The following is an 18,262-nucleotide window of genomic DNA, read 5'->3' on the forward strand; positions in this document are numbered from 1 at the left end:
AGATTTTCATCAAGGTGACCAGTGAGATTTAATTCTCGAACAAAAACTGACGCGCTGGCGGCTCATTCGCGGAGCAATACTCCAATAATCCAGCAGAGTCAAGTTGCCCGGCAGGTTCGCCGCGCAGCGGCTGGGTTCAATACCTAGATAGGCTTGCAAACCAAGCCGAGAAAATCTCTTTGCGCCTTGGCGGCTTTGCGCTGAAATTCCGGCGTGCCTGCGACGGAACACATTCGCAAAAAGTTGAACGATCTGCCCCACAAGCCCGGCATCTATTTGATGAAGGACCGGTTCGGGACGGTGATTTACGTCGGCAAGGCGCGTGATTTGCGCAAGCGGGTCAGCCAGTATTTTCATCCATCGCGGCGCATGGGCTGGGACTTGAAGTTCAACGCGCTGGTCGAAGCTGTTCACGACTTCGATGTGCACACGGTGAAAAGCGAGCCGGAGGCGCTGTTGCTCGAAAGCAAACTCATCAAGGAGTTTCATCCGCGCTACAACGTCAGTTTCCGCGACGACAAACGCTTCATCCTGCTCAAGGTCAATTTGAACGACCCGATTCCGCGCTTTACGTTCACCCGCATCAAACAAGAGGACGGCGCGCGTTACTTCGGTCCGTTCACGGATTCAGGCGCGGCGCGGTGGACGTTGGCGTTCGCCCGCAAACAATTCAACTTGCGCGGTTGCCGTCCATTGACGCCGAACAAAACGGATTACAAGCATTGTCTCTACGCCAATTTGAAATACTGCACCGCGCCGTGCATCGGCAACGTGACGCGTGAACAATATCTGCAACAGGTGGTCGCCGCCTGCGATTTCCTTTCCGGCCAATGCGAGGAACTCAAACAACAACTCGAAGCAGAAATGAAAAAAGCGGCGAGTGCGCAGGACTACGAAAAGGCAGCGTCCATCCGCGATGCGCTGGCGGACTTGCGTAGCACCACGCAAAAGACCAGCAAGTTCGAGCGTCTGCCGTACAGTTTGCCGCTGGCCATTGATCCACGAAAGGATTTGGCGGAACTGGCGAAAGCGCTCGGGTTGCCATCGCAGCCGCAACGCATCGAAGGTTTCGACATCTCCAACATCAGCGGCACGTTTGCCGTCGCGTCGCTGGTCAGTTTCAAAAATGGCCGGCCCGACCGCGCGAATTATCGTCGCTTCAAAATGAAGACGGTCGTGGGTCAGGATGATTTCGCCTGCATGGCCGAGACGGTGCGGCGGCGGTACACGCGGTTGTTGAATGAAACAAAAGAGTCAGTCCCTTCCGGTCACGCATCACGCATCACACATCACGCATCACTTCCCGACCTGATTCTCATCGACGGCGGCAAAGGCCAGCTCAGCGCAGCGTGTGCGGAACTGGAGAAACTTGGACTGGCGCACATTCCCGTCATCGGGTTGGCAAAGGAATTCGAGGAGATTTACCGCCCCGGCCAAAGCGCGCCTTTGCGGTTGAGCCACGATTCTGGTGCGCTGAAATTGTTGCAACGGGTGCGGGACGAATCACACCGCTTTGCCAACACCTACAACGCCCAACTGCGTTTGAAGAAGATTTCGGAAAGCTTGCTCGATGAATTTCCCGGCATCGGCGACCAGCGTAAGGCGGCGTTGTTGAAAAAGTTCGGCTCGGTGCAACGGCTGCGTCTGGCCACGGTTGAGAAAATCGCCGAAGTCCCCGGTTTCGGCGGCAAGGCGGCGGCTGAGTTGAAGAAGTTTTTGGAGGCGCGGACCGCCTCGGAAAGAGAACCACAGATGGACACGAATTCACACGAATAGAGGCGCCGCCGCAATGGCCCCCTCACCCCGTCCCTCTCCCCCTCGGAGGGGGGAGAGGGTGGCTTCCAGCCGGGTGAGGAGGAATGCTCGATCCATCTGTAACAATTGCTCGTGTTCCAATTCTGCCTCCTAAAAGAAATTCGTGCCAATTCGTGAAATTCGTGGCTTCCTCTTGGGCGTATGAACATTCAGGTCGCCGTGCTCTGTGACGCCGCCACGGACAGCAACGGCAAGTTAAATCTCCTCGGCGCGTTCGATACCATCTACACGCAACAGCTCCCCGCCATTCATGCGCAATGCTCGATCGCACTGCGGGCGACGTTTTCCAACACCGAAGAGGGCGCGCACAAACTCACGATCAACTTCGTGGATGAGGACGGCCGGTCCATCATGCCGAACTTTCCACCGATTCCCGTGGACGTGGCGGTGCCGGAGGAAGCGCATTTCATCTCGCGCAACTTCATCATCAACCTCCAGCAACTCAAGTTCGAGACGCCCGGCTTTTACTCCATTGATATCACGCTTGACGACAAGGAGCAAATGAGCATTCCGCTTTTGGTCCGGCAAATGCCGACGCAAACGGAGCCCGGCGAAGCGTGGAAACAGACAACGTGAACGAAACGCTGCTCCTCACGCTCCTGATCTTCATTGCCGCGCTGCTCTACTCCTCCGTCGGGCACGGCGGCGCGTCGGGTTACCTGGCGGCGATGGCCCTGTTCGATGTGGCGCCTGATGTGATGAAACCGACGGCGCTCGTGCTGAATCTCATCGTCGCGTCCATCGGAACAATTCGATTTTGGAACGCCGGATATTTTTCGTGGCAACTGTTCTGGCCGTTTGCAGTTTGTTCAATTCCCTGCGCCTTCGTTGGGGGCGCGTTGAAACTACCGGTCGGTTATTACAAGGTGATCATTGGCGTCGTGCTGCTCTTCGCGGCATGGCGTCTGGCCGTGACACCATCCATGTCCGCGGCTGCGACCACGAAGCCGATCCCACTCCCGTTGGCCTTGGCGCTAGGCGCGGCGCTGGGTTTGCTGTCGGGCCTGACGGGCGTGGGTGGTGGGATATTTCTGAGCCCGTTGATTCTGTTGATGGGCTGGGCGGAAGTGCGGCAGACTGCTGCCATCTCCGCGGCGTTCATCCTGGTGAATTCGTTTGCCGGACTGCTCGGTCACGTGGCGAGCGTCAAAATGTTGCCGGGAGCAATTCTCTGGTGGGCGCCAACTGCGCTGCTGGGAGGATTGCTGGGGTCTGAACTAGGCAGCCGCCGACTGCCGCCGATCGCCATTCGCAGATTGTTGGCGGCCGTTCTGTTCGTGGCCGGAACAAAAATGTTGTTCTTGAGTTCGTCGCCTACTTCCGTGCGGCCACCGCCTCATCCGTCGCCTCCGACAACACCGCAAGCCCTTCTTCGAGGGCGTCGCGGGGAATGGTGAGTGGCGGGGAGATTTTGACCGTCTGCCCCCACGCGCCGACGGGCGAGAAAAAGAGCAGCCCTTTGTGAAAGCAGCGTTCGATGATGTTGTGGGCGAGGTCGTGGTCAGGCTCTTTCGTGCCGGGCTTCACCGTTTGCATGCCGCCCACCAGACCGCGCGCCTTGATGTGGCCGACAACTTTGGGATGACGGGATTGAATGTTTTTCAGGCCTTCAAGCAGCACAGGTCCGAGTCGCGCCGCATTCGCGGTCACATCTTCTTTGACCATTTTTTTGAGGTTGGCCAACGCGGCCGCGCAACAAACAGGATTTCCCGTGTGCGTGCTGCTCAACGAGCCGGGCGGGAATAAGTCCATCACGTCGGCGCGGCCAATCACGGCCGAGAGCGGCAACGAGCTGCTGATGCCTTTGCCGCAACAAATGAGGTCAGGCACCACGCCGTAATGCTCGAACGCCCAGAATTTCCCAGTACGCCCGAAGCCGGCCTGCACTTCGTCGAAGATCAGCAGCGCGTCGTGCTTCCGGCAAAAGTCGGCCATGGCACGGACGTATTTTACCGGTGCAAAGTCCGGCCCGACGCCCTGATAACTTTCCATCATGACGCCCGCGACATTGTCCGGCTCAAGGCCCTTGGCCTTCAACGCAGCGAGAAATGTGTCGAAGCTCGTGTCCGTTTGCCAATAACCGTCCGGGAACGGCGCGTTGAGAATGGCTGGGTCTTCGTTGACAATCCACGCTTTCCCATCCGTCAGACCACCGGCTTGTTGCGCGCCGAGGGTGCGTCCGTGAAATCCGCGTTCGTAACCGACGATGCCGATCTTTTTCCGGCCACCTTTCTTGATGCCGTAGGTTCGCGCGAGTTTGATGGCGCACTCAGTTGATTCCGCGCCCGTGGTGAGCAGGAAAACTTTCTTCAACGGTTCGGGCGCAAGGCCGACAAGAAACTCCACGAGCGCAGCCCGTTCTTCGCTGGGGAAAACGTAATTGTGCAGCAGCCCGCTGTTGACCTGGTCGATGATCGCCTGGCGAATCTCCGGCGCGCCGTGGCCGACGTTGGCGACGAGCACGCCGCTCGACCAATCGAGCCACTGGTTGCCGTGCTTGTCATAGACAAAAATGTCCTCGGCGCGCTCCCACACAATCGGCGGCTGGCCGCGCATGGAGAACGGCTCGAACTGGCGGAGCTTCTTGAGCGTCGGCACGGAGTCCGGATGCGGCAACGGCGTGACGATGCGACGATACTTGGTTTCCACGCGCGGCACCTTGCGCGGCGTGATGCTGAATTCTTTGCCCATAGTTGAGACGACAGATGAACATGGATGGGCGCGGATGAAAAGCAGGAAGTGCACATCGCTCCCTCGCGGGCCAGGCCTGAAGCGGTCGGAGGGTTTCTAAGGCGGCGGGTTTGGCGCGGCGGGTTTTGATCGCTGGTTCAAGCGGTTCGCGCGCCTTGCCGGTCTGTCGGGTGGTGGCGGCGCTTTTTTGCCGCCCGCGGGATTAAGTTGATCGAGGACGCCCTGCAATTGCCGACGCGCGGCTTTCGCCGAGGCGTCTTGCGCATCGGCAGAGACCGGCTTCTCAACAAACGGAGAGTCTTTCATGTCGAAGAGTTCGCCGCGCTCGTTGAGCTTCCAGCCGTCATTGCGGGCGTACCACTTGTTGCCCAACTGAACGTAAATCCATTCGCGCGGATTGCCCTTCTCGCCACGTAATTGCGGGGCGAAGCTACGCCCATCAAACTTCACGTCCTCCGGCATTTTCGCGCCGGCGATTTCGGCAAACGTGGGAAAGAAGTCGCTGAAATCAACGAGGTCGTTGAGCACCCGGCCCGCGGGCACCGTGCCTTTCCAATTAGCGATCAACGGCACGCGCACACCGCCTTCCATCATCGTGCCCTTATGACCGTTGATCTGCCGGCCGCCAATGGTGAACGAACGTTGCGCCGTTCCATTATCGATTGAGAAAAGGATCAGCGTCCGCTCGCGTAACCCGAGCCGGTCAAGTTCACCGACAAGCTGGCCAATCTGCTTGTCGAGATAGGCGACGTTGTCGTCGTAAAGGGTTTCCCGGTTCGTCACTCCGGGCTTCGTGTCCGGTGTGCGCACGATCGGCCCATGCACGAGGTGCGTCGGGTAATAGAAATAAAACGGTTCGTCCTTGTGCCGCTTGAAGAAATCCTTCGCGAAGTCGCGGTACACATCCGGACAATAAACCTCCTTTTCCTCCTGCACGATTTTGCCGTTCTTGGTGTAACTCTTCTCCCAATACCAGCCGCCGGCGGTGTTGTCCGTGATGAACTCGTCAAAGCCCCAATCACCGGGCGAATCTCCCATCTGCCGCCACTTGCCCGCCATGCCGGTGACGTAGCCCGCTTGCTTGAGTGTCTTAGCCAGGGACGGTTCATTCTTGAACGATGGTTGTTTCGCCGTTGGATTGGTCAAACCGCCCGTGCGAAATCCGTAACGCGCCGTCATGATCTGGCAACGGCTTGGCCCGCACAACGGTGTCGAGTAGGCGCGCTCAAATCGGATGCCGGTCTTGGCGAGCGCGTCAATGTTCGGCGTCTTGTCCTTGAAGCGGTCCGATCCGTAACAACTGATGCCTTCGATACCGAGATCGTCGGCGAACAGGAACACGATATTGGGGCGCGCGGGTTTGTCTGCCGCGAGTGAATTGAAAGCAACGGCCGAAACGACGATCAAGGTCGTAAGAAGTTTTTTCATGATCCTGTGTGTGAGACGAAGTGAAGATGACGGAAGTTACTTTCAAAGTCACCTGGATTATTGGGTCTGAGTGCTGGGATGGGCAAGTTTCGTTGGAGTTCACGCTTTAGCGTGCTCTGGTGCCGCCGGCAAGACCCGAACAAGCTAAAGCTTCAACTCCAACTTACTAAGGCGGTCAATTGCCAGGCATTTACAGTCATACCTTGGGTTATTTTCTTCTTCTCGCATCGGCGAAACGTCTCTACGGTTCGACGCAATCAATTCCATTTGCTATGCAGACTTCACTCAAAATCAAACTCAGCGTTTTCATGTTCCTCCAATACTTCATCTGGGGGTCGTGGTATGTGAGCATGGCCACGTATCTGGGCAAGACGCTGGCGTTCGAGGGCGGGCAGATCGGTCTGGCCTACGGCGCATTTGCGATCGGCGCGATGATTTCGCCATTCTTCGTCGGCTTGATCGCCGACCGTTATTTCGCCTCGGAGAAACTGCTCGCCGCGCTTGGCATCCTGGGAGGCGCGCTGATGTTCACGTTGCCGAAGCTGACGACGTTTGCCGCCTTTTATCCGGTGCTTATCATCTATTGCGCCTCCTATGTGCCCACGCTGGCGCTCGGCAATTCGCTCTCGCTGCACCATCTCGCGAACCCGAAACGCGATTTCCCGCTGGTCAAAACTCTTTCCGCGGTCGGTTGGATTGCCGGCGGTGTCACGCTGAGTCTGGTGCTCAAGGGTGAGCAATCCGCGGTGCAGTTTTATCTGGCCGGAGCGGTTTCCATTGCGCTGGGGTTGTTCTCCTTGACGCTGCCGCACACGCCGCCGAAGAAGACCGGCAAAGACGTTCGTCTCGGCGAAATCCTCGGACTCGACGCCCTCGCGCTGCTGAAGAAGCCGTCCTTCGCGATTTTCATCGCGTGCATGTTTCTCATCTGCGTGCCGCTCTATTTCTACTTCGTGAACATGAACATGTATGTCACGGAACTCGGCTGGCGATACACCGCGGCGAAGATGTCCCTCGCGCAGGTATCGGATGTCATCTTTCTGGTCCTGCTGCCTTTCATGCTGAAAAACCTCGGCTACAAGAAGACGATCTTTATCGGCATCCTCGCCTGGGTGACACGCTATTTCCTGCTCGCCGGCAGCGTGAACAATTCCGGCCTCGCCACGTCACTCATCTTCGCCGCAATCCTGCTGCATGGCGTCTGCTACGATTTCCTTTTCATCGCCGGCCAACTCTATGTGGACGACGAATCCAACGAGCGGATTCGCGGCGCGGCTCAAGGCTTCATCGCGTTCATTCTCTGGGGCGTCGGCAATTTTGTCGGCAGCACACTCGCTGGCAAATCACAGGCGTTGCACACGCTCGCGCAACCGCAAGGCGCGATTGCCCATGACTGGCACGGCATCTGGATTTACCCGGCGTGGGGCGCGGCGGCGGTGCTGGTGATCTTTTTGATCTTCTTCCGCGACCCGCCGAAGAAGGCACACACGGACATCATCGCCGGTCGGAAAGAGGAAAATTTGGAAGCGCCTTGAGTTCGGCCGCCTAAGCGGTTTTCTTCCGCGCTAGAAATGAGCCGAGCAAGATCAGCCCGTACCCCACCCAAACAGCCACGACCAGGTGTGACGCGGTAAAAAACATTCCGACCATCTCCACAGATTGTCGGTCAGGCGACGGATTCAGCAGCACCAACATCAGGAAAGACAACCCAAAGAAAATCGCCACCAAGCTGAGCATCCATCTACGCTCCCATGTTCGTATCTTGTGCAGAAAGCAAAATGGAATCATGGCAACTATCGCATAGAGCAGGCCAAATTGGCGGACAGTGATTTCGCCATAAATCGGAATCTGCCCCGCGAGTTTGGCAAAGTCCTCCGTCGCCCATGTCCGTTCAAATTGCCCGCGAGTCAGCACATGGACGAAACCTTCCACCGTTCGCGCATAACCCCAATTCACCGGCGGACTCGTCATCGAGGCCAGCGGCACGTAAAGGTAGGGTGACAGGCCTAGGAGGAACATCGCGACCAGGAGCATAATCGCTTTCCATTCCGTGAAGAAGCTTCGGGTCTTGACGGTAAGGCAGACGCAGATCGTGGTTGTGATTATGCCGAAGGCGAGGTAGAGCGCCCAAAGCGGGCTGGCGATTGACGCGGGCTGGTTGAGCGCGGAAAGGTATCCCATTTGACGTTCCACCCATACCGCCACCCACGCTATGGTTGCGAGAGATAAAAAATCCCGGCCCAGCTTGGTATCCGCGAGCACTACAACGAACGGTAGTCCCACCACTGCCGGAGCAAGTGATTGGCTGCAAGTCAGGGTCACGCCATAAACAAAAACTGCGGCGTAGAGGTATCGCCTTCGCTCTGGCGAATAAAACCAGCGAAACAACAGGCAAATGCAGACCGACAACGACAACACGCTCAACGGCCATGGGCCAACGATCAGGGCTTCCCTCCAGAACGCACCGTCGAAACCCAGTCCCATTCCTGCTACAGCGCCGCAGACAACGCGAAGCACATTCTCCTCCTTCAACGTGAGCCGCTTCAATCCGGAAATCCCTTCGAGCATCAACGCCCCGCCGCGCGACACCATCAACGCGATCAAACCGCACGTCAGCGCGCCAGCCACAGCGGAGGACACGGCCACGCGCCAGGCAATATTCGAGAAGGGCAATAGCTTCGTGAAGAGCCAGCCATAGATCGTCCAGACGGGAAATCCGGGTACTTGAGGCACGCCTGCGTACATTGCCGCGACTGAAAAAATGCCGGAATCTTCCAGTGTCACGTTCGGCGCGAGCGTCCAGAGGTACACCACCAATACCAACGTCGTCGTGACCGCAAAGCTCAACCAATCCGAGCGTTGGAAGAATCGGGTAGCGGCAGAAGTCGCGGGTAGAGCAGCCAACGATTCTTTCAGGGATTCATCGGACGGTGTCGGATTCTCTGTGTTGTCGTTCACTGTGTCGAAACGAAGCGTAAGGAATCGCCTTCACAGAATAGACACCGCGGGAATCGAAATTCGTATATCAATTTGCTTTCTGGTGAATCTGCTAAAACATTTTCCCATCATCCACTCCCGTGATATCGAACTTGATGCCGCCGGTTGCAGAGCATCGTCACGGTTGTGCCTTAGCCCGCTGCTCTGCTCGAATCTTGAACGCGGACTGACTCCGCAACGGAAACGGCGGCGGCGCGTCGGGTGGCAATGAGGCGAGAACTCGTTGCAAACGCTGGCGGGCTTCGACAGCGCCCGGTTCTGCGCTACCGGCGAGGTCGCGTTGTTCGTCAGGATCGGCATTGGCATCGAACAGGCGGCCATCGGAGTAGAGCTTGAAGCGCGCATCGCGCACGACGCGGTTGGTGTGATACTGATTGAAGATCCAGTCGCGCGGCGGTTTCGCGCTTGGTTCGCCTCGCAGAAAGCGAGCGAACGACCGGCCATCGAGCGTCACGCCTTTCGGCAGCGGAATACCCACCAGTTCGCACAGCGTCGGATACACGTCCGAAAAATCCGCCAGTGGCAACGTGCGTCCATCGGGAATAAGTTTCGGATTGTTCGCGAGCAACACCACTTCGCTGCCCGCTTCCGTCAGCGTGTAAAGTCCGCCGCGCACTTCGCGACCGTTGCGCCGGGCGGTGAATTCCTTTTCCGTGCCATTGTCGCTGGCGACGAAGACGATGGTGTTGTCGCGCAGCTTGAGTTCGTCGAGCGCGCGCACCAGGTCGCCGACCAGTTTGTCCGCGTAACGCAGCATGTCGGCAAACATTTCCTGGTGCGGGCGGTTGGTGTTCAGATTGAGCGGTGTGGGCACGACCGGCTTTGTGAAAGTCTGGCCGTGCGTCAGCAACATCGGGTAGTAGAGCAGGAACGGTCTGCTGCGATGGCGGCGGATGAAATCGAGCGCGAACGCCTGCGTCACGTCAGGACCAAATTTGTCGGGATGCGTTTCGCGTTTGCCGTTGCGAATGAACACCGGATTCCAATAGCGGCTTTCAATGTGTTGGTTGAATGCCAGCGTCTCGTCCACGGATTCGCGGCGGATGGCGTCCCTGAATTTTGCGAACTCAGCAGGAGGCACCTCGTTCGTATCCACGCTGCCCGGCCAGACGAGGTGTTCTTCGAAGCCGTGTTGACGGAGAACATCCGGCTCGTCGTAGAGATTGTTGATCTGCCATTTGCCGGCGATGCCCGTGGCGTAACCGGCGTCGCGAAACGAACGCGCAAAAACGAATTCACGTTTGGGATCGAGTCCGCCGCCGCTGTAGAGCGCCGCGTCATGATGGAGGGTGAACCCGCTGCGTAACAGATAGCGACCCGTGAGCAGCACGATGCGGCTCGGCCCGCAGACCGGCGGGGTGTAACAATGTTCGACGCGCACGCCCGTTTGCGCGAGCCGGTCAATGTTCGGCGTGCAATGCTCCTCGCTGCCGTAACAGCCGAACCATTCCTGCCCGACGTTGTCGAGGAGGATGAACACGACATTGGGCTTCGTCGCTGGCGCTGCGTGTAACAGGTTGAAACCGAAGAACAGGAGAAATAGAAGCGCGATAAGTGTGTGTCCCAATTTCGCCCGGGCTTCAAATCGGCTTCTCATAAATCTTCTGGAATACTTGCGTTCGCCAGAATACTTGAAGTTCAAGTCGCGGAGGAGTCGCTTTTCCTCAGGATGCCGGCGCACACAGATTCTGAATCTGTTCAACCGCCTGTATCAACTGTGATTCGCTCTGAATCACGCTGGCATCGCATAGATTGCCGGACGATAAACCGGTTTGGGCACCCGCTGCTTATGCGCCCTGGCGCTGGCAAGCCACGCCTTTTTGGCGACCATGACTTCCCGCAATGCTTCATCCGGCGTCTCACCGTGAGCGGAACAGAATTTTAAGTCCGGGATGTCCGCAATCCAGCATTCGTCCTCGTTGCTCCAGAAAAGATTGATGTAATATTCGCTCATCTAGTCGCCCAAAGTTAAGCCGTTTTCTTCCACCAATTCAAGCAATTGTCGCACTTGATAGAATTTGGCCTGCCGTTCCGGTCGGGCTGAAAGTTCACCATCAAGCCAGCGGGATGCCGGAAAATGCGGTGGCTGCCGCTGGTGCGATCGTGCCGAAAGCCGAAAGCCACAGCCAACCGGCACAAATCCTCGAAGCGGATATTGCGCGAGCCGGACAGGATTTTCTCGTAAACCTTGCGCGGGTTCATTCTTCAAATCGCCGCCTCGTAAATGCGCTGAAACACCTTTCCTTCGCTGGCGCGATTAGGATCAACGAGAGTGATGCCGTCATTGCCGAAGCGCGCCGTCACTGGCGCACCTTTGCCTTCTTGCAAGTATTTGAAATTCAAATCACGCACGAGGCGCGCGGCGTGGACGATGGCGACAACGATGCGCGCTTCTTCGGCGGTTGGATAAATCTCCGCCACGGCGTCGCGCGACTCTTTCAAGAATTTCATCCGGCAAATTGCCACCAGTCCGGCGATGAGGCTGTCCACGCCGTAGCCGACGTACGCTTGCGAGCCGTCGGGGCGTCTCACTTCGCGCGTGAAATGATTGTTGCTCGTGCGCGAGCCGCCGCCTTTGTTCCACCAGCGGAAGCCACGATATTGCTGGTCACTCTCCACCTTGCCGTCCGCACCGACGATTTCGTGGCCCTGATTCACCGGCCCTTCAAAATCCGGCGGTGTGATCCAGTTGTTGTGGAAGTTGATGCTCATGCCGTTGGCGAAATCCACGCGCACTTGCACGGCGTCGTAGGCGTTGATGCCGTCGCGCACGAGGCGTTTCTTCTGGCCGACGGCCGTGAGCGAGACCGGCTTGCTCTTGTAGTAGTGATAAATCAGATCCACCCAATGCGGTCCGACGTAACTGAACGGATCGCTCTGCTCAACCCACTTGAACGTGCTGGTGGAAACTTCCAGCGGCTCTTCGAGATACGCTGTGCCGTAAAGCGGCTGGCCGATGCGCTTCAGAATGTCGTCGCGGATGCGCAGATGATCGGGGTCGTAACGCTTGTGCATGTCCACGGCCACGACGCGCTTTTTCGCGCGCGCCAGTTCGATGATCTGGTCTGCCTCAGCGATGTCGAGGCACATGGGTTTTTCGGTGACGACGTGAACGCCCTTCTCCAATGCGGCGAGGATGACGGGCGTGTGCAAATTGTCCGGCGTAGCGACGGCCATCACGTCGAGATCGGGAACGTCGCGGAGGATATCGAGCCATGGGGTCTCGCCGAAGTAGGGGCGTGAAACGTGATGCGTGAAACTGGAAAACGATTCGGCCGTGCGTTTTGCAGAAGCTTCGGTTCGGGCGGCAACGGCAACCAACTCAAATTTCACGTCCGCGAAGTCACGTGAATGGTGATCCAGTCCGAGGCGGGCGAGCTGGCCGGCGATGCCAAAGCGTTGCAGGTCGGCGTAGGTGCGCAGGTGGACGTCGCCACCGAACATACCCGCGCCGATGAGAGCGATTTTAATTGTGCGTTCCATGTCCTGTGGTAGAGATACGTTTCAAAGTGCCTGAGCTTTGTTTTTTCCAGGGCAGATGCAAATCATTTTCTTCGCCACGCCATGCGTCCGGACGCTATTGGTGCCGGCTCTCAAATCACGTTTCACGTTTCACGTTTCACGTTTTCACCGCCCATGTCTCGATGAACTCTATTGGAACTCGGTCCACTCCGGTTCATTGGAGAAGATCCAGCGGTAATAGTCCGCGCCTCGCAATTGACGGGCGGCAGATTCGTCCACGACCACGGTGCAGCGTTGGTGAAGTTGCAGCGCGGTCGCGGAGATCATGGCGGTGATCGGACCTTCGACAGCCTTGGCGATGATTTCCGCTTTTTCGTCACCGGTGGCGAGCAACAAACAGCGCCGGGAACCCAGGATGGTGCCGACACCCATGGTGATGGCGCGGCGCGGCACGTTGTCCGGCCCGCCGAAGAACGCGGCGTTTTGCGCGATCGTCGCGGGCGCGAGCGCCTTCACGCGCGTGCGTGACTGCAGCGCGGAGAGCGGTTCGTTGAATCCGATATGCCCGGCGCGCCCGATGCCGAGCAGTTGCAGGTCGATGCCGCCGCACTTGCGGATGGACTCTTCGTAGCGCGCGCACTCGGCCTCCAGGTCTTGGGCCCGGCCGTTGGGGAGATAAGTGTTTCGCAAGTCGATTTCCACCTGGCGAAACAGGTGTTCGTTCATGTAATGGCGGTAGGAATGCGGATCGTGCTGAGCCAGGCCGACGTACTCGTCCAGATTGAACGTGCGACAGAGCGAGAAATCGAGGTTCGTTTCGCGGTGCGTGCGTGCGAGCTTGGCATAAACGGATTCCATCGTGCGGCCCGTGGCGAGACCGAGCACGAGGTGCGGATTGGCGCGCAACTCTTTGGCGATGATCTGCGCCACCAAATCCGCGGCGGCGTCGGCGTCCGGTCGTATGATGACTTCCATCGCGGTGAGTTAAACAAAACGGACGCGAATGGACACGAAGAAAAACCGGGACGGACAGCAAACCCGATCAACCAACCAGTCCCCCGCTTTGTCTCAGTCACTCAATTTCTTGAAGGCGTTGCCGGCCAAATGCTCCTTAAGGTGTGGGCTTGTCGTACCGCCAAGCTGCAACGATGTAGTTCAACGCGCCCCTCACCCTCACCCTCTTCCCGGCGGACGGGGAGAGGGTGATGGGTTTGTCGGTCCGCAGCCATCAAGCGGGATATTCCTTCGCGCTTTCAGCAAGCGTGAGAATAACTTTCTTCGCCGGGACTTTTTCCTTGAGCAGCGCAATTTCATCGACGCCGTTCGTCAGCGGCAAGGCGACCTGTCCGCCTTGCGCCGCGGAGCGGTAGAGCGAGGACATGATTTCAAAGCCTTGGTACGCGTGGGCGAAGCAGCAGGGGTGGATTTTGTTTTCATCGTCGAGCCAATCGGCCATTTGCTGGACGTAGGGCGGCATGTCGTAGTTGTAATCCATCCCGCCAGGGCCTGACTGAAAGCCGCCGCTCTTCGTGACTGCGCGCCAGCCGCCGCCGGTCATCACTTCAGTAAAACCTTCGCTGCCTTGCGCACCGATGCGGCACTTGCGCCACCAATACGGAACTTCTGGCACGTCAGGCGCGCCCCCGCCGCAATCGTAAATACCGCGCACGCCATTTTTGAAGTGCACCACGCCGGCGATATAATCGGGCGACGTGTGCAGGTCGGCGAGCTTGCCGCGACCCGCGGCCTGGGCCAGCGCCCACTCGGCCGGTTCGTAATGGTTGAACCAGCACGTGTAATCAATCAGGTGGCTGAGCATGTGCGCGGCCCAACCGGTGGCCGTGCCATAAACCGTGTGAACCCGGCCCAGCGCGCCGCTCGCCACGATTTCCTGTACCTTCTTGTAATGCTCGCCGTAGCGGTGTTGATGGCTCACGACCGCCTTCACGCCGCTGCGGTCGAACGCTTGTTTGATTTGCAAACCCTCATTGCTTGTCATCGCGACCGGTTTCTCGAAGGCGATCAATTTCGCGCCGGACTCAATGCCAAGCTTGACAAAGTCCAGGCGCAAGTTGGGTAGCGTGCAAAAGCAGAACACATCCGGCTTGAGTTTTTTTGCCAGCGCGGCGGCGTCCAGACTTTTTTCGGGATTGCCGAGTTTGGGCGCGGCGTCGTCGAGACGCTTTTGGTCGATGTCGCAAATGCCGGCGACCTGGAAGCGCGGGTTGGCATGGAACGCGGTGGCATGATGGACGCCGCGTTTGCCCATGCCGACGATGAGAACGGAATATTTGGTCATAATGAATTGATTGGTTGAGACGGACTTTATACGCAATCGCCGGTTCCATTGTCAGGAGATCGAACCAGCGACAGCGGAGCTTTCTTCTTGTCGCCGGCCACGGCGGGAAGCTCGATGATCACGGTGAACCCGGACAATGAAACCTTGTGAATCACGTTGGCGGAAACGGCCAGCACGCCGCCGTCGGGCAGCGCAATCTCCTCCACCTGCTCGGATTCAACGTTACGGAAACGCGCGGTGATCGGCTGATCCGACACATAAATCTCGGCGTGATGCTCGTGATAATGCTCGTCCTGCTCCGCCCTCTCGTTGGCGAAAGAGAGCGCGAACGGTCCGGCTGTACCCGTCGCAGTTTCGCCATCCGTAAAATCGCTGGAAAGGCACAACGGGTTCGCCTCACCGGGAGCGGCGTGACGCCAGACATGGCCTTCGAATCGTTCCTCCGGTTTGGCCTTCCGTCCTTCCGAGCACAATTTCTGGAGCAAGGCCGGGCCAAGCATCTCCGGGGCGACCACTTTTAGGTCGTAGCGCCCGTTCATGGCGAAATGCGTCGCGACTTCGGATTTTGGTATGGCGAGGATTTTTCCGTTCATAGCGTCTGTCGGCGGTGCTTGCCACACGCGGACTTGCCCGCTGAGGTCAACGCAAATGCTCTTCAGAAAACTGAATTTTCATCTTTGCGCTAAGCGGTCTGGCTCGCGTCCCATTCTTTGACCTTGGCGATCACGTAATCCACTTCGTCTTCCTTCAATTCAGGAAAGATCGGCAGCGAGACACAAGTTGCGGCGTTGCGCTCGGCGTTGGCGACTGAGCCCGCGATGCGCGCGCCTTTACCCCACGGATAACCGGCCTGCTGGTGAATCGCGATGGAGTAGTGCGTCTTGGCGTCAATGTTATTCTTGACCAGAAAATCCACCAATTGATCGCGTTGCGCAGGCTGCTTCGTCTCCACGACGTAGAGATGGAAGATGTGCCGATAACCGGGCAGTTCGACCGGCAGTGTGATCGACTTGCAATCCTTCAGTCCGGCGGTGTAGCGCGCCGACCACTTCCGCCGCAGATCGTTCCACGCGTCGATGTGTTTCAGCTTCGCGCTGAGGACGCCGGCCTGCAGGTCGTCGAGGCGGCTGTTGAAGCCGAAGCTGTGGACGTTGCGCGCGTTCGAGCCGTGATTGCGCAGCTTGCGGACGCGCTCGTCGATCTGCGGATTGTTCGTCACCAACGCGCCGCCGTCGCCAAAGCAGCCAAGGTTCTTTTGAATGATGAAGCTGGTGGCCATGGCGTCGCTCAACTCGCCGATCTTGAAGCCGTTGCCGCGCGCGCCGATGGATTGGGCGTTGTCCTCGATCAGCTTGAGCTTGTGTTTGTCGGCGATCTTTTTGATGGCAGCCATGTCGGCGCATTGGCCATAGAGATGAACAGGGACGATGGCCTTCGTCTTCGGCGTGATGGCGGCTTCGATCTTGGTTGGGTCAATGCACTTGGTTCTTGGATCGCAATCGACGAACACGGTCGTGGCGCCGGCAATCCAGATCGCCTCCGCCGTGGCGAAAAAAGTATTCGGGTGCGTGATGACTTCATCGCCGGGGCCAATTCCCAGCGCCATCAACGCCAGCCAGATGGCGTCGGTGCCGTTGCCGACGCCGATGGCGTATTTCGTGCCGTGATACGCCGCGAGTTCGCCTTCAAACTGCTTGAGCATCGGTCCCATGACGTAGGCGCCGCTGAGCAGGACCTTCTGGATATTGGCGTCGATTTCCTTCTGGATGTTTTGGTATTGTCGGACGTGGCCGTAGAATTCAACTTTCATGGGGCGAGAAGCTAACTGGCGGCAGACTGAGGTGACAAGTTTTTTGTCTGGGTTGGTGTTCCGCCATCAGGCGGTGCGTGAGGCAAAAGTCGTTTCACCGCCTGAAGGCGGGACTCCGAACGGGCTTGCCGCCGGGCGCTGAAAACTTGTGAGCATCCTTGGAAAAAATCTTCCCGTCAAAATGGTGCGGGCGCACCTCGACAACGTGCCGGAGTTCGCGCTGCCCGACGGCTTTTCGCTGCGCCGGTACCAAGCCGGCGACGAAGCGCATTGGCTGCGAATCCATGCCGTCGCCGACCGCTACAATGAAATCACGCAAGCGCTCTTTCGCCAGGAATTCGGATCGGACGAAAAACTTTTACGTGAGCGACAATTTTATCTGCTTGATCCGCACGGCGAAGTTATTGGCACGGGCGCGGCTTGGTTCAAAGATGGTTTTGAAGGCTTGCAGTGGGGTCGCGTGCATTGGGTGGCCATTGTGCCGGAGTACCAAGGCCGAGGTCTGGCAAAGCCACTGCTGACGGCGATTTGCCGCCGGTTACGCGAGCTCGGCCACGGCCGCGCCTACTTGTCCACGTCCACCGCACGCGCCGCAGCCATCCGCTTGTATCTGCGCTTTGGTTTCAAGCCGATGATTCGGAGCGCGGAGGATGACGCGATTTGGAAGAAGATTCTCTCCGCTTCATGTTGAAATTTGTTCGCCGCCGCGGTGCTTGCCGGAGTAGTCTGCCACCATGAATTCCGCCGAAACCTTTTCCGCCGAACGCGGTTTCAATACTCACAGAGGACACCGATGACCACGACACCTCAAATCGCGCACGCGATCTACCAAAACATTTCCGCCAACATTGCCCGCGTCATGCAAGGCCAGACGGCTGCGACGCGCAAACTGCTCGCCGCGCTGGCCAGCGGCGGGCATGTGTTGCTCGAAGATTTTCCCGGCACGGGCAAAACCACGCTGGCCAAGGCCCTCGCCCGCTCGATTGACGCCAAATTCAAGCGTGTGCAGTTCACGCCCGACCTGTTGCCGTCTGACATTCTCGGTGTTTCGATTTTCAACCAACGCGAGCAACAATTCTTTTTCCACGAAGGCCAGATCTTCACGAACATCCTGCTCGCCGACGAAATCAACCGCGCCTCACCGCGCACACAGTCGGCCCTGCTCGAATCGATGGGCGAAAACCAGGTGAGCGTGGATGGCGAGCGGCGCAATCTCTCGGAACTCTTTTTCGTTGTCGCCACGCAGAATCCGGTCGAGTTTCGCGGCACGTATCCGTTGCCGGAGGCCCAAATGGATCGGTTCGCCATGCAATTCAAGCTCGGCTACGTGCAACCAGCCGAGGAAGTCGCCGTGCTCTCGGCACAGGAACACATTCATCCGCTGGATGAACTTCAACCCTGCGCCTCGCTTGCGGACGTCCTCGCGCTCAAACGCGCGGCGCAAGGCGTTCGCATCAGCGACGAACTCAAGCGATACGTCGTGGACATCGTGGGCGCGACGCGTGGCGCGAGTGGTGTACAACTGGCGGCCAGCCCGCGCGCATCCATTGCGTTGATGAAGGCAGCGCAAGCCCTGGCCTTGTTCGACGGTCTGGAGTTCGTCACACCGGAACAAATCCAGGAACTCGCCGTGCCGGTCATTGCGCATCGCGTGGTGATGGAGCCGCAGGCGCGGTTCTCCGGTCTGACGGCACGCGGCGTGGTCGAAGAAGTCGTAAAGAAAATCAAAGTGCCGGCGTGAAGGCCGGGCAATGAACATC

General features: G+C 58.2%; 16 protein-coding genes and 1 pseudogene. 6 read left to right on the forward strand and 11 right to left on the reverse strand.

Translation table 11 applies throughout. The features are described 5' to 3' along the window. Window positions 1-279 precede the first annotated feature (279 nt). From HY298_17750 to HY298_17760, 3 genes are all read left to right on the forward strand, one after another. Entirely contained in the window at window positions 280-1,776 is a 1,497-nt protein-coding gene (locus tag HY298_17750) for an excinuclease ABC subunit UvrC (protein ID MBI3852106.1), read from the forward strand. Window positions 1,777-1,956: 180 nt separating this feature from the next. Then, window positions 1,957-2,391 carry a hypothetical protein gene (locus HY298_17755; GenBank protein MBI3852107.1) on the forward strand — a complete coding sequence of 145 codons (435 nt, stop codon included), beginning with the start codon at window positions 1,957-1,959 and terminating at the stop codon, window positions 2,389-2,391. Further along, window positions 2,388-3,212: a sulfite exporter TauE/SafE family protein gene (locus HY298_17760; protein MBI3852108.1), complete on the forward strand. Its 825-nt coding sequence runs from the start codon at window positions 2,388-2,390 to the stop codon at window positions 3,210-3,212. The genes HY298_17755 and HY298_17760 overlap by 4 nt, the downstream gene beginning before the upstream one ends. Here HY298_17760 and HY298_17765 read toward each other — a convergent pair. Then, window positions 3,130-4,506: an aspartate aminotransferase family protein gene (locus HY298_17765; GenBank protein MBI3852109.1), complete on the reverse strand. Its 1,377-nt coding sequence runs from the start codon at window positions 4,504-4,506 to the stop codon at window positions 3,130-3,132. The genes HY298_17760 and HY298_17765 overlap by 83 nt on opposite strands. A gap of 96 nt (window positions 4,507-4,602) precedes the next feature. Continuing rightward, a complete protein-coding gene (locus HY298_17770) occupies window positions 4,603-5,934 on the reverse strand; it encodes a sulfatase-like hydrolase/transferase (GenBank protein ID MBI3852110.1) in 1,332 nt (443 codons plus the stop codon). A 272-nt stretch (window positions 5,935-6,206) separates the two neighbouring features. Here HY298_17770 and HY298_17775 point away from each other — a divergent pair, with 272 nt between their 5' ends. Next, a complete protein-coding gene (locus HY298_17775; protein MBI3852111.1) occupies window positions 6,207-7,469 on the forward strand; it encodes an MFS transporter in 1,263 nt (420 codons plus the stop codon). A 10-nt stretch (window positions 7,470-7,479) separates the two neighbouring features. On the opposite strand, the gene HY298_17780 is transcribed toward HY298_17775, so the two are convergent. From HY298_17780 to HY298_17820, 9 genes and pseudogenes are all read right to left on the reverse strand, one after another. Continuing rightward, a complete protein-coding gene (locus HY298_17780; protein ID MBI3852112.1) occupies window positions 7,480-8,892 on the reverse strand; it encodes a DUF2723 domain-containing protein in 1,413 nt (470 codons plus the stop codon). A 157-nt stretch (window positions 8,893-9,049) separates the two neighbouring features. Continuing rightward, complete coding sequence (locus HY298_17785; GenBank protein MBI3852113.1) at window positions 9,050-10,528, reverse strand: sulfatase-like hydrolase/transferase; 1,479 nt, start codon at window positions 10,526-10,528, stop codon at window positions 9,050-9,052. Window positions 10,529-10,663: 135 nt separating this feature from the next. After that, window positions 10,664-10,885, reverse strand: a complete 222-nt coding sequence (locus HY298_17790; GenBank protein ID MBI3852114.1) for a type II toxin-antitoxin system HicB family antitoxin — start codon at window positions 10,883-10,885, stop codon at window positions 10,664-10,666. After that, window positions 10,886-11,133 (reverse strand): annotated as a pseudogene (locus HY298_17795) (type II toxin-antitoxin system HicA family toxin). It lies immediately after the preceding gene. Window positions 11,134-11,136: 3 nt separating this feature from the next. Continuing rightward, complete coding sequence (locus tag HY298_17800) at window positions 11,137-12,414, reverse strand: Gfo/Idh/MocA family oxidoreductase (GenBank protein MBI3852115.1); 1,278 nt, start codon at window positions 12,412-12,414, stop codon at window positions 11,137-11,139. Between the two features lie 168 nt (window positions 12,415-12,582). Further along, window positions 12,583-13,368: a glucosamine-6-phosphate deaminase gene (nagB, locus tag HY298_17805; protein MBI3852116.1), complete on the reverse strand. Its 786-nt coding sequence runs from the start codon at window positions 13,366-13,368 to the stop codon at window positions 12,583-12,585. A 253-nt stretch (window positions 13,369-13,621) separates the two neighbouring features. Then, a complete protein-coding gene (locus HY298_17810; protein MBI3852117.1) occupies window positions 13,622-14,692 on the reverse strand; it encodes a Gfo/Idh/MocA family oxidoreductase in 1,071 nt (356 codons plus the stop codon). 26 nt (window positions 14,693-14,718) lie between these two features. Beyond that, window positions 14,719-15,285: a hypothetical protein gene (locus HY298_17815; GenBank protein ID MBI3852118.1), complete on the reverse strand. Its 567-nt coding sequence runs from the start codon at window positions 15,283-15,285 to the stop codon at window positions 14,719-14,721. An 89-nt stretch (window positions 15,286-15,374) separates the two neighbouring features. Next, window positions 15,375-16,502 (reverse strand): DegT/DnrJ/EryC1/StrS family aminotransferase, encoded by a 1,128-nt coding sequence (locus HY298_17820; GenBank protein MBI3852119.1) that lies wholly within the window; start codon window positions 16,500-16,502, stop codon window positions 15,375-15,377. A 148-nt stretch (window positions 16,503-16,650) separates the two neighbouring features. Between HY298_17820 and HY298_17825 the strand changes: the two genes are divergently transcribed. Both HY298_17825 and HY298_17830 read left to right on the forward strand, forming a co-directional pair. After that, window positions 16,651-17,193, forward strand: coding sequence for a GNAT family N-acetyltransferase (locus HY298_17825; protein MBI3852120.1), 543 nt, complete (start codon window positions 16,651-16,653; stop codon window positions 17,191-17,193). Between the two features lie 102 nt (window positions 17,194-17,295). Next, window positions 17,296-18,243, forward strand: coding sequence for a MoxR family ATPase (locus HY298_17830; GenBank protein ID MBI3852121.1), 948 nt, complete (start codon window positions 17,296-17,298; stop codon window positions 18,241-18,243). The last annotated feature ends 19 nt before the right edge of the window (window positions 18,244-18,262 follow it).

Source organism: Verrucomicrobiota bacterium (assembly GCA_016200005.1).
Lineage (GTDB): Bacteria > Verrucomicrobiota > Verrucomicrobiia > Limisphaerales > PALSA-1396 > PALSA-1396.

Bases quoted from the DNA above. Each gene is read 5' to 3' on its own strand.
- HY298_17750 (MBI3852106.1), top strand. From the start codon at position 280: ATGAAGGACCGGTTCGGGACGGTGATTTACGTCGGCAAGGCGCGTGAT.
- HY298_17755 (MBI3852107.1), top strand. From the start codon at position 1,957: ATGAACATTCAGGTCGCCGTGCTCTGTGACGCCGCCACGGACAGCAAC.
- HY298_17765 (MBI3852109.1), bottom strand. From the start codon at position 4,506: ATGGGCAAAGAATTCAGCATCACGCCGCGCAAGGTGCCGCGCGTGGAA.
- HY298_17770 (MBI3852110.1), bottom strand. From the start codon at position 5,934: ATGAAAAAACTTCTTACGACCTTGATCGTCGTTTCGGCCGTTGCTTTC.
- HY298_17775 (MBI3852111.1), top strand. From the start codon at position 6,207: ATGCAGACTTCACTCAAAATCAAACTCAGCGTTTTCATGTTCCTCCAA.
- HY298_17785 (MBI3852113.1), bottom strand. From the start codon at position 10,528: ATGAGAAGCCGATTTGAAGCCCGGGCGAAATTGGGACACACACTTATC.
- HY298_17790 (MBI3852114.1), bottom strand. From the start codon at position 10,885: ATGAGCGAATATTACATCAATCTTTTCTGGAGCAACGAGGACGAATGC.
- HY298_17800 (MBI3852115.1), bottom strand. From the start codon at position 12,414: ATGGAACGCACAATTAAAATCGCTCTCATCGGCGCGGGTATGTTCGGT.
- nagB (MBI3852116.1), bottom strand. From the start codon at position 13,368: ATGGAAGTCATCATACGACCGGACGCCGACGCCGCCGCGGATTTGGTG.
- HY298_17810 (MBI3852117.1), bottom strand. From the start codon at position 14,692: ATGACCAAATATTCCGTTCTCATCGTCGGCATGGGCAAACGCGGCGTC.
- HY298_17815 (MBI3852118.1), bottom strand. From the start codon at position 15,285: ATGAACGGAAAAATCCTCGCCATACCAAAATCCGAAGTCGCGACGCAT.
- HY298_17820 (MBI3852119.1), bottom strand. From the start codon at position 16,502: ATGAAAGTTGAATTCTACGGCCACGTCCGACAATACCAAAACATCCAG.
- HY298_17830 (MBI3852121.1), top strand. From the start codon at position 17,296: ATGACCACGACACCTCAAATCGCGCACGCGATCTACCAAAACATTTCC.